We start from the raw sequence: 11,906 nt of genomic DNA, 5'->3' as shown, positions 1-11,906 counted from the left end.
GCCTCCTTTCGCAATCATTTGATGACTACGAAAGAACTATAACACGTTGAAAACTTATTGATCAGCTGAAGCGGAAACGCGTTCAGTTACATCCGGAAAGACTGATCAGCTCTTAGCGGAATGCGTGGTCAGATGAGCCGGAATTTGCAGCCAATACGAAGCCAATATTAGAAGCAAGATAATCACCGTCTTTTTATATATGGGATTGGTTGTTATTGCAGAACCCATTGGATATATAATATATCTGACGTTGGCAGGGGGAGTGTTTGAGCATGAGATAGTAGGATACTATTTTGTAGTGTTTGTGATGGAGGTTTTTCTGCTGTTGGTAGTAGAGCTGTTTTGTAAAATCAAAGCAGGCAAAAACGTAAGAGTGTCTTTGCTACCAAAAGAGATTGCATATACGTTGGAACTGATTCCCTTTGCCAGCGTTGTGTCCTGTTTTCTCTTGATAGAGATCGCAGGAGAAATCATGTCGGCAGATACCATGATTTTATGTATGTGCGTTATTTTTAGTATCGTGGTAACAAATTACATTGTGTTTCTGATGGTTCATAAGTATACCGGCATGGCAGAAAAACGTCTGGAAGAGGAAATGATTTACCAAGAGATTGCTTATAACAATGAATACTACCAGGATGTAGAGAAATATCAGGAACAGATTCAGGATATTAAGCATGATATGAAAAATAAACTAGCTGTGTTATATGATGGTGTGGAAAGAGGAGAGCGGGAATTTGTCAGGGATACTTTGGCAGAAATGTTAGGAGATATCCGGCTGGCAGAGGATATTATATATTCTGCTAATCCGGGATTAAATTCACTGATCAAGGTAAAGGTGGCCAAGGCCAGAGAAAAAGGAATAGAGATGACAGTGAAAGCCTTTGTACCAAAGCGGATGTCTATAAGTTTCGGAGATATGGGTGTCATATATGGCAATTTGATTGATAATGCTATAGAAGCCAGCATGAAGATGCAGAGAGAAAAGCGATTTGTGGATGTGGAAACAAAATATCAAGATGGGAAACTGCTGATAGTAGTGAGTAATAGCAAGAACATGGAATCCAATCCGGCTTTTGCTACGACTAAGGAAAATAAGAGGAAACATGGCAGGGGAATACGAAGCGTGAGAAGAGTTGCAGAACAGTACGGAGGAAATCTTCTGTTAGAGGATGAAGGTGGTACATTTAAAGCCAGCCTACTCCTTACCAATGTAGAGCGTCTAGAGTAAAGCTTGCAACTTGTTACAGATAACGTGCAACTTATTACAGATAGATTGATTTTTGAGAATAAATTGGTAGAGTAGAACCATCAAAAATAAAAGGAGGTTCTACGGATGAAGAAAAGAAATTGGATGAACAAATTAAGTAACAGAGCAATGGGCATGATGGCAGCAATGGCATTAATGGTGACCGCTACGACAGTCAATCAGTGCTGTATGTGGTTTTTAGGTCAGGATGAAATGCCGAAAGGCTCTGAAAAATTAAGAAGGTTTTAGAAAGATGTCCGGGTGGCTAAGCCAACGGTTGGTAGAGCGGGGAATTATAAAAGAAGAGGAGCAGGAAATATATCAATTTGGCATACGAAATGGAATGATAATTTTATTGAATGTGCTGACAGCATTCCTGATTGGTCTTATTACAGAAAAACTGTTTATTGTCGCAGTGTTTACCGTTTCTTTTATGGTTCTTCGAAGCTACACCGGCGGGTATCATTCAGACAGTCGTGTATTTTGCTACATAGGTTCTAATCTGGTGTTGTTTATTCCGGTATATACTGAAATGTTATTTGTGAAGACTGAGAATTTTGTTTTGGGCATTTTTTTGGCTATAGCAGTTAGCATCATTATGATATTTAGTCCAATGCACAGTAAGAACCGAAAATTAGATCAGGCAGAGCAGAAACATTTTGGTAGGAGAGCCAGGGTAATAACAGTAGTGCAGCTTATCATATTAGGGATTTTATGGTATGGAGGAGTTACATCATATACCTACGCCATATATTCCAGCATCTGCATTACAGCAGTATTTATGTTGATTGGCAAAGGACAATTATGGTTACAGGCGCATATTGAATAGTATAGTCCCTTTCGGAAATATCAAACCGAAAGGGATTTTTTTATGCAAATTTGTAAGGAGGGAAATTTGTAGAAATAATAAGATAAACGAAGATAATTGCAACTTATTACAGATAACAGAACACCTGTTACACATTTATTGAAAAGCGCTTGGGAGTCAGCGATATGTCAGTAAGAGAGAGCATTGAAGCAGCTTTGAAAAAAATTAAAAAATTTTTTGATTAGTACCCTCTCAAATCGTGATTTTGTGTGAGTACCTTATGAGAGGAGTTTTTTCGGGCGGATGGTCTCTCCCGGATATCCTCTCGTGGTACTTTGACAAATGCCGGAGCAGATACCCTTATATTTGTCTCTGAGAGCAGCACAGAATCACGATGTGTTCTGCCAGCCATATCCAGCAGTCCAGATACATTAGCCATTTAAGGAGCCGTAACCGGGGCGCAATGACACTCCTGCATCTGTTTACCAGATGTAAAAAAGATCGCATCTAAGGAGCCGAGCGGGACAACCGGGGTACAGCCTGTCTGTGGTAGGCAGGTGCGAAGAGGGAAATGGCCTATAATGATACTCCTTGAGATTAGCCAGCACGCAGTGGTGGAGGTGAGATTCCTGTGATGTCTGTATGCCTTTTGTGGCAGGAACCGCAGACAGTCTGGATTGACTGCCCAAGGGATGAGCAGACAGGAAATTATTTTTTCTCTGTCTTTGCGACGTTCCGGCTCCGGGAAGTAGTGTCGAATAGGAGCAAATCACTTACAAGAAGTGAAGGATTATGGCAGTGAGACTAAATCACAGAATCCATGCGGCAGAGGGGTAGAAAACTTCTGCCGCATTCTTGTGTGTTTTAGCAGCACAGAAATTAGGGAAGCGTGAAGCGGAGGAAGAAATCATGGCAGAGAAAGAAAAAAGCATGGTAGAAAAGATTCTTGATACAGAAAGGGCTGGATATGCCTATTTTTATCCAAGGGGCGGAGGAAACCGACAGGAGTTTTTTATTTCCACGACACCAGAGAATATGGCAAATTTCCTTGGCAGTCATTTTTATGATGCTGAGAAGATGATAATTACCGACATGGTTGACCGTCTAATTTTGGATACCTATGGTGGCTTTATCAATACCTGCCCGGATCAGAAGTTGTGTTCAGAGATTATTCCTTATCTTGCACCGATTCAGATGGGAGAGAAGGAAGCCGGGGAAATCTTAATGGTAACCAGAGAGGAATCAGATATGTACTTTGCTGCAGAGGACCAAGCAGTCACGATGGCAGAGTGTCAGATGATGTAAGTGTGTTTCTTTGGGGTATAAATTTAGTATAACTAAAATTTGGAGGTGCGTATGTGGAAAATACTTTTTATAGTGTCAGGTGTCATAATGGGGATATATATTGTCGTAGGGATTGCTCTTGTAAGAATGAGAGCGTGCGAGATAGATTAATAGAAAAATAAGATTTATAAGCGGGAAAGTGGCATAATTTGCTAGATATATTCCCAAGTGTATGGTAGTGTATGTAGTTGAAAAAAGGCTGAAAGAAAGGAGAGCGAGCAATGAAACGATATGCAGTAAAAGTGCTGAATGAAGGTAAATACAAGTTTTATTACATACTGGATAATGAAACATATGACGTTGTTTTATATCCGAGCAAATTCCTGAAGCACAAGATAGATGCAAACCGCTCTCCGAACACAGTAAGGAGAATGGCCTTTGCATTATGTTATTACATGGAGTACCTCAATCGGCAGGAAGTAGAACTTGAGGAAGTGAGTGAGATGGGATACGAAGACCAGAACAAACACTTCGTGCAGTTTTTATACTGGCTATTGGAAGGGAATCACGTAGCAAACAATCGAAAAGAAAGCACCGGAAAAGGAACCTGTAACGCATACCTAAAAGATGTGTTCGGGTTCTTTTTATATATGGCAGACTGCGGACTGGCAAAGCCACTACAGATTCTGAGTTATAACCAGATTACAGTAGCTAACGCAGTAGGGGTAAAAAGAACTATCAGAGCAAAATCGTTTAAAGGCTATTTCAAACCCAAGGAGAGAAATGTAAGAGCAGCCGAAGAGGTGGAAATTATAGATATTTTACAGGCATGCACGAATAGCCGTGACCAATTGCTTCTGCTGATGATAGCAGAAACAGGTTTCCGCATCGGAGAAATCCTTGGTGTAGATTATACCAGGGATATCGATTATCAGCGAAAGACAGTCCGTGTGTACTTTAGAGATGATAATGATAATAATGCCAGAGCCAAAAATGCAGAGTACAGAAAAGCGAGGGTAAGCGATGATACCTTCGATTTCCTGCTGAGATACATGAATGAATATCGGAAACTGCTACAACACCAGACACTTTTGTTTATCAACATCGCTGGGGAAACAGCAGGAAAGCCGATGATGGTGGAAAGCGTATATGACATGCTGAAACGCATGGAGAAAAAGACTGGATACAAGCTAACACCACATATGCTGAGACGATATTTTGCAGTTTCAAGATGGAATGCAGACTGGACACTGGAGCTTATCAGTCAGGCATTAGGACACAAGCATCTGGACACTACAGTCAAGTACCTTGGAATTCTTGATGACAAACTTATGGAAGCAAGCAGGGAGTTTTATGAAAGACACTCTGACCTATAAAAAGCCAGTTACAGATAACAGTCAGTGGAAAAGCAGTAAGACCGGAATATGCAGATACTATATTATACATGCCTTACCATCCGGACGTAAAAATAGCCGAGAGTTTTTATAAGGATGCTAATAAGAAACTTTTAGTATGGGACTTTACGAAGAAAGCACCACAGAAGATGAAAAAGCAGGTTTTCACAACACTGCATTATTTCATCGAGCATGCAGCTAATAGGGAGCGAATGCATGCACAGCTTGGAGGACTGCTGAGATTATATGATTTTTGCGTAAAAGAACAAATCGAAGACCTTGAGAAAATGGAACTGGAACAGATTGAGAGGTTCAAGGAAACGCTGGGAAGTGATTATCAAAAGCATTGTTATGCAGGAGTTACCGCATGGTGTGCCAAGGCACTTTTTATGGAAGCGGAAGAGATACATTGGGATGCCAATGTATGGTATATGGAACGGTTACATCTGCAACCGGAGAGATTGGACCCATCAAATCCGGCACAATCCATATCCTTTGCAGAGGTTACTCATAAGGGAAACAGGCATCTGTTACAGATGTACATAAAATATGGAATCGGTATTACCAACCTAGCAATTAGTAATCTCAGAAGTGAGCAGGTATATATAAGGGGATTTTTAGAAGATTTAAATCAATCAGAGACAGAAAATGTCTGTATGGTGACAAGCCAACAAATGGATGAATACTTCCGGGCAGAGCAGCTTCGGGAAGTTAAAGAAGAAACGTATAACAAAAAGGTCATGTGCATCCTGCACTTTTTCAATTATCTAAAAGTTAAAGGTCACATTGAAAGAATCCCGTTTGATCCAGACTACTACATAAAGAAAACATTTCAACAACATCATGACCGAAGTGTGGAACAAGAAGTCATGGATGAAATCATGGCTAACCTATATAAGTTTTCAGAAGATACAAGACTTATGTTTTTACATTTATGGGGAATCGGACTTCGGCTCAGTGAGGTATGTACGCTAAAAGGAAATGCTTATTATATGCAGGGACATGACGCATGGATACAGGTGTATCAGATAAAAATGCGAACTTACAAACGCATACCGATACCAATGGCTTTATACAAGCTGATGAAAGTTTACATTGCAAAATACAACCGAAAGGCTGATGAGTATATATTTCAGAATCAAAAAGGCGGTGCCTATCATAAGGGTACCTTTAAGAACAAAATGATAAAAGCATGCAAGGAATGCAATGTCCAAAACGGAGAATACATTTTCCGAAGTCATGACTACCGCCACACCATAGCAACAGCATTTTATGATACAGGGGTTCCGATACAAAGCATTCGAGATTATCTGGGACATGACTACGAAGAAATGACACGTCAATATGTGGACTTTATGCCAAAGAAGATAGAGAAAGCCAATGAAGAATATTTTAAAAAAGGCAGCTTGGCAAGTTGTCTCAGAAAGGGGGTGAACGATAATGGAGAATAGAATATACATCAGAGAGTTGGTACATTACAAAGGAATCTCAATAGATGAGCTGAAAGCAAAATATGTAGCAAAGAATCCATATTACGATTTAAGTGAGTTACCATCAGGAAATATCAAAGAAGAGGTAAGAGCGTTTTTACTGGATAGAAGTAAGAAAGTTGATATTGCGACTTTTTATGCGGAACGTACTCGGTACAGAAAGATATGTCGATTTTTAAGCCGATATGCGAAGAACATCAACAGTCTGGCAGACATAGAAAAAGAAGTGTGGATGAAAAAGCTGAAAGCGTGGATGTTCCAAGAAGGGATTGAAATTACCAAAAAGCGAGAGTGCGTATATGGAACAGTAGTCCTGTTAAAGACGAGAGAATTTGGGTATCTGGATGCAATGCTTGATTTTGTCAACGTGCAGGAAATCCCGGAAAGGGAAAAGGATATCTGGAAACTTGAAAAATTAGACATCCCTTACAAAGACAACTTAATCAAAAGTTCCAAGACAATTAATTTCACCGGCATACCTCAAAAGGAAATCCGAGAAGAAGTGAAAACGGGAATATACCTAAACTTACAGGGAGAAGCAATTGCTTGTGTACAAAAAGAGATGACTGCCATGAGGCGGTTATCAAAATACCTAAAGGAAAGGTATCCACGGATTCAGTCATGTAAGGAACTGGAAAGAGAAATTATTGAAGAGTATCTGACCTACCTAAAAACCGAGGCAACAGAAACAAAACATTTTCATGCAGATATAAATAGGCTTCGGGCAGTCTTGGAAAGCATCGGTCATACATGCGGATATCAGAATTTAAGCACATTATTTTTAACAAGAGATATTCCACCAACACCTAAAGCAGAATTCAAGGTATATTCTGATGAAGAATTAAAACGGTTAAACGCAGCCATTGTAAAGATGGATGAGCAGACTGCAAGACTAATGGTAATCCACCAGATGCTGGGAACGAGAATCTCGGATACCTTAACACTTGAAACAGACTGCTTATATGAAAAGGGAATAGATACCATTATACGAATCCGGCAGATGAAAACCAGCACTTATGAGAAACCGGTCAGTGCAGAACTGGCAGCTCTGATAAGAAAAGCGATTGCTTACACGCAGGAAAGATTCGGAGAAACACAGTACATTTTTGTTAACGAGAACAATCCGAATAAGCCGATGCAGTATGGTACGATACAAAGCCGAATCGTAAAGATGATTCGAGAGCAGAACATAAGAGATGATAATGGTAACTTATTTGGCTTCGGCTCTCACTTATACCGGCACTATTATGGCGTAAAGCTGACAGAGATGCATTTGGATGACTGGACCATAGCAAAACTGCTCGGACACAGTAATCTCAAAAATGTAAAATATTATAGGAAGATGAGCAATCAGATTCTGGCAGATGATACACGAAAGGCACGAAAAAGGTTGTCCGATATCATACTGCAAAATCTGGATGGATGGGGTGATGAATATGAGCAAATACGACAAGATGGTGGAATGTAACCGTAGAGTCAGTGTAGAAAAAATTAACCTTGCCAGAATAACCATACTGGAAATGGTAGAAGAAGGCGAGAGAGTGACAGTACCAAAACTGATGGTACAAACAGGATTATCAAGAGGGTTCTTTTATAAGAATCCAACCGTGAGGAAATTGGTAGATGAAGCTGTGGAGAAACAGGCAGGTATGGTTGATCCACGAAAGGGAATCCTTGACATGGTCATGGATAATGAAATTGCGAAACTGCATGAGCAGATAAGACTCCTAAGAGGAGAGAACGAGCAGCTCAAAGAAGAGAATCAGAGATTGAAAAAGGCTCTGGATAAAAAGAACATGAACATACTAAAAAACCTATAAGTAAAGAAAACAACAGAATACATGAACCTCGGAATTGAGGGACATAAGTAAGCGCATGGTTAACATTGACTATGCGTTTTCTTTCATATAAAATATAGAGGGTGAACAGGAAACACAGTTGTGTATTCCGTTAAACCCACTAAAATCAAGTGGTGCAGAGGTAGGGCTACATTTTATCGATGAGCCTACCAACGATCTGGATATTGCCACCCTGCAGGTACTGGAGGATTATCTGGACACGTTCCCAGGCATCGTCATCGTCGTGTCCCATGACCGGTATTTTCTGGATCGTGTGGTCCGCAGGATCTTCGCCCTGGAGGATACCCGCATGGTGCAGTATGAGGGCGGTTACACAGATTATGCCAATAGGAAAGCTGCGGAGGGGAACACAGAGAGCACAGGAACGGCGGCAGCATCCCAGCCGAAGAACGCCGATGAGGAAACTACTTCTAAAAACTGGAAAAACGGACAGAAACGCAAATTAAAATTCACTTACCAGGAACAGAAAGACTATGAATCCATTGAAGGCGAAATGGCAGCATTAGAGGATAAAATTGCAACTTTGGAAGCAGATTTTTCAAAATATGCCAGTGATTTTGTGAAACTCAATGAATTAACACAGGAAAAAGAGGCTGTGGAACAGCAGCTGGAAGAAAAAATGGAACGCTGGATGTACTTAGAAGACCTGGCGGCGAGAATCGAACGGGGAGAAGAAAACTGACAGTCCGAAGTCCGGAATGTCAGTCTTCTGCATCGTCGGTAGCTGCCGCAACTGCGGATACCACGGAGGATACTACGGCGATCACTACTGCCAAAAGGATGATCAAAAGTCCGCCGGCTAAAAGTAAAAACATAAAGTACGCTCCTCTCTGAAATAACTTTACAGACACCCATATTATATCATTTTTCCTAAAAAAAACAATAAAAATCGGCATATAGTAGAAAAAATCACCAAAATGAAGTATAATAAAAGCATTCATCGGGACTGGTTTATGTTTTGAGGAGGGTGCCTATGACGTATCAGAAAGCAAAAGAGGAAGTCATTGAATCTTCGCCGCAGAAAACAGATGCCGGAAAAGAAGAATTATATCTGTATTCTCTTAGAAAAATGGCGGAAGAAAATGTAGAAAATAACAGAACAGGGCTGACAAATCTGCATAATATCAATTCTTTTTTCTATCTGTGCGGTGAAATGATCAAGCAGCAGCCGGATAAAAAATACAGCGTCATAATTATGGATATTGTACAGTTTAAGGCTGTGAATGAGTTCTGCGGCAGAGACGAAGGAGACAGATTGTTAAGATTTATTGCGTCCTGCTTTGACTGGTATGAGAATAACAGACCGGATAGCTATGCCTGCCATATCAGAGCAGATATCTTTTGTTTATGTACAAGCTATGAGGAAGTAGAGGAACTGGAAATTATTGTGCGGGAGATCAGAAAAAAGATAACTGACTTTCCGTTCGCTTACCGTGTACAACCATCCTTTGGAATCGGAATCTCACCGGAGAGAGCCCCTGCCATCAGCTATCTGAAAGATTGCGCCACGATGGCTATGAACAGTATCAAAGGCAAAGTATATCGGACATATGCAGTATTTGATGAAAAAATGCGTAGTCAGAAGATGCGAGAACGTCAGGTGGAAAATGATATCGTGTCCGCACTGGAGAACGGAGAACTACAACTGTATGTGCAGCCCAAGGTCGATATGAGGGACGGAAGAGTGATCGGAGGCGAGGCGCTTGTGCGCTGGAAGCATCCGGAAAAGGGGCTGGTGCCACCGGGAGAGTTTATTCCCGTACTGGAGAAAAACGGATTTATCATCAATGTAGATGAATATATCTGGGAGAAAGTGTTTGCTTATCTTGGAAAGCTGCGTAAGGAAGGCCGGACACTTATTCCCGTTTCCATCAATGTATCCCGATTGCATGCGTATGATGAGAAACTGATAGAGACACTGCTCCGTCTCAGGGAGGAATATGATGTTCTGCCGGAGTATGTTCCGCTGGAACTGACAGAGAGCGCATTCCTGGAGGACGAGGTTGGTATGTATCGCCGCATGGAAAGCCTGCGGGAGCGAGGGTTCCTGGTGTCCATGGATGATTTCGGTACCGGATATTCTACTATGAACATGTTAAAGAATCAGACATTGGATGAGATTAAGATCGATCGGGAATTCATCCGGGATCTGGAGAAAGATAAGAGTCAGATCATTATCCGCAATACCATTGCCATGCTGCAGCAGCTGGGAGCACATATCGTCATTGAAGGTGTGGAGACGGAAGAACAGAAGGAGTTCCTGTTAGGCTGTAATTGTACCGATGTACAGGGCTTTTTATTCTACCGGCCGATGCCGGTGGAGGAGTTCGACAAACTGCTTTGGCAGCAGGAACGGGAGCTGGATATGGCAAAATAGACAAAGACAAAATAGACAAATGCGCAGACCGCATTCTGACGGGCTTTTTGAAATTAACCTGACAGAATGCGGTTTTTCTTTGGCCATTCTTCCGAAAATGAGAAAATAGTTCCGGAGGCGTTGACAGATGCCACGGAAGGGAGTAATCTGCATATTACCCGACAGGTCAGTCGAGGTCAAAATTCTAAATATCAGGTCATATTCGACCAGGAATCACATAATGTATTAATTAGTGCAAAATGGATTATTTTGAGAAAAACCAACAGGAGGATGTATGGAGGAAAGAGAAAACAAAAGGGAAGAAACCGCCTCTGATGCAGAATTGCAGAGGCTGGTAGAAGATTTTATCACACAGAAACAGGTGCTTTTGATCCAGGTAAAAAAGGGTGTGTTGGGCAAGGAGGAATTTCTGCAGGAGGCAGGAAAACATATCGATCAATATTATCATTTCCCGGCAACGAAAAGGAAAAGACTTTTAAAATCATTTGAACAATATATTTTCGGTTATTCCAGACTGTCACCGCTCATGGATGACAAAAGCATTTCGGATATCCGGGTGGTGAGTCATGACTGTATCCGGATCAAGAGAGAAGGAAAACGTATGGATGCCGGAATTGCCTTTGCTTCGGAGAAGGAGTACCGGCAGTTTATTGATTATGTGGCAACCAGAAATCAGGTGAATATTTCTAACCTGAATGCGATCCAACGGTTTACGGATACAGAAAGTCATCCGGACTTTATCTTTCGTTTTACCCTATCCATGCCCATTGTCAATACCTACAGCGAACCTTATCTGTGTATCCGGAAGGTGCCGAAGAGTTTTCCCATGATGACAGAACTGGTGGAGAAAGAGATGCTGGACAGGAATACGGCAGAACTGCTGGTGCAGAGGTTCCGACAGGGATCGACCCTGATCTGCGGAGGAAATTCTTCCGGTAAAACCACACTGTTAAATGCGTTGAAGGAGACGCTTCCGGATGATATGGCAATTCTGGTGGCACAGCAGGCGGATGAGCTGACCACACTGTTTCATCCGGATATGATGTTCCTTCATTCGCTTCCGGGAACCTCGGAAAGCAGTGTGAATTATGATTTAAAACATATCAGCATAGCGGGACTGACGATGGACGTGGATTTTTTTATCATAGGTGAGGTGAAGGGAGGAGAAGCATTGTATCTGTTGAATGCAGCGTATACAGGACAGATCTGTGCGGCTACGGTACATGCACCCTCTGCGGACAGGGCACCGGAGAAGATCGTGGACTATGCAATGTATGACAGTCGTTATTCCCGCAACGAATTAATGAAAATGATGGACTGCTTTCAGACCCTGGTGTTTATGGAACATTACCAGGTGAAGGAGATCTTCGCCTGTCTGGGGTGGAATGCGGAGAAAGAGAATCTGGAGTATGAGAGATTGTTTTGACCATTACATGAGAGGAGAG

General features: G+C 41.5%; 11 protein-coding genes. All 11 read left to right on the top strand.

All coding sequences use genetic code 11. The features are described 5' to 3' along the window. Window positions 1–262: 262 nt before the first annotated feature. The 11 genes from ACLTOH_RS07010 to ACLTOH_RS06960 all read left to right on the top strand — a co-directional run bounded on the left by ACLTOH_RS07010 (window position 263) and on the right by ACLTOH_RS06960 (window position 11,887). Window positions 263–1,231, top strand: a complete 969-nt coding sequence (locus tag ACLTOH_RS07010; protein WP_412223733.1) for a sensor histidine kinase — start codon at window positions 263–265, stop codon at window positions 1,229–1,231. Window positions 1,232–1,336: 105 nt separating this feature from the next. After that, window positions 1,337–1,498 carry an AgrD family cyclic lactone autoinducer peptide gene (locus tag ACLTOH_RS07005; RefSeq protein WP_412123299.1) on the top strand — a complete coding sequence of 54 codons (162 nt, stop codon included), beginning with the start codon at window positions 1,337–1,339 and terminating at the stop codon, window positions 1,496–1,498. Between the two features lie 4 nt (window positions 1,499–1,502). Continuing rightward, window positions 1,503–2,078: an accessory gene regulator B family protein gene (locus ACLTOH_RS07000; protein ID WP_412123300.1), complete on the top strand. Its 576-nt coding sequence runs from the start codon at window positions 1,503–1,505 to the stop codon at window positions 2,076–2,078. Between the two features lie 888 nt (window positions 2,079–2,966). Beyond that, window positions 2,967–3,362 (top strand): hypothetical protein, encoded by a 396-nt coding sequence (locus ACLTOH_RS06995; protein WP_412123301.1) that lies wholly within the window; start codon window positions 2,967–2,969, stop codon window positions 3,360–3,362. A gap of 260 nt (window positions 3,363–3,622) precedes the next feature. Then, entirely contained in the window at window positions 3,623–4,717 is a 1,095-nt protein-coding gene (locus tag ACLTOH_RS06990) for a tyrosine-type recombinase/integrase (RefSeq protein WP_412123302.1), read from the top strand. 167 nt (window positions 4,718–4,884) lie between these two features. Further along, entirely contained in the window at window positions 4,885–6,186 is a 1,302-nt protein-coding gene (locus tag ACLTOH_RS06985; protein ID WP_412223730.1) for a tyrosine-type recombinase/integrase, read from the top strand. After that, complete coding sequence (locus ACLTOH_RS06980) at window positions 6,176–7,693, top strand: tyrosine-type recombinase/integrase (protein ID WP_412123304.1); 1,518 nt, start codon at window positions 6,176–6,178, stop codon at window positions 7,691–7,693. The genes ACLTOH_RS06985 and ACLTOH_RS06980 overlap by 11 nt, the downstream gene beginning before the upstream one ends. After that, window positions 7,662–8,045, top strand: coding sequence for a DUF6262 family protein (locus tag ACLTOH_RS06975; RefSeq protein ID WP_058353079.1), 384 nt, complete (start codon window positions 7,662–7,664; stop codon window positions 8,043–8,045). Before ACLTOH_RS06980 ends, ACLTOH_RS06975 begins: the two co-directional genes overlap by 32 nt. 118 nt (window positions 8,046–8,163) lie before the next feature. Beyond that, window positions 8,164–8,766 carry a hypothetical protein gene (locus ACLTOH_RS06970; protein ID WP_412223728.1) on the top strand — a complete coding sequence of 201 codons (603 nt, stop codon included), beginning with the start codon at window positions 8,164–8,166 and terminating at the stop codon, window positions 8,764–8,766. Window positions 8,767–9,057: 291 nt separating this feature from the next. Continuing rightward, complete coding sequence (locus ACLTOH_RS06965) at window positions 9,058–10,461, top strand: putative bifunctional diguanylate cyclase/phosphodiesterase (protein WP_412223726.1); 1,404 nt, start codon at window positions 9,058–9,060, stop codon at window positions 10,459–10,461. Window positions 10,462–10,735: 274 nt separating this feature from the next. Continuing rightward, window positions 10,736–11,887, top strand: a complete 1,152-nt coding sequence (locus ACLTOH_RS06960; protein ID WP_022312156.1) for an ATPase, T2SS/T4P/T4SS family — start codon at window positions 10,736–10,738, stop codon at window positions 11,885–11,887. Window positions 11,888–11,906 lie beyond the last annotated feature (19 nt).

The organism is Waltera sp., assembly GCF_046969025.1.
GTDB classification, from domain to species: domain Bacteria; phylum Bacillota; class Clostridia; order Lachnospirales; family Lachnospiraceae; genus Acetatifactor; species Acetatifactor acetigignens.
The sequence above is the reverse complement of the archived record's forward strand: the minus strand, read 5'-3'. Positions and strand labels throughout refer to the sequence as shown.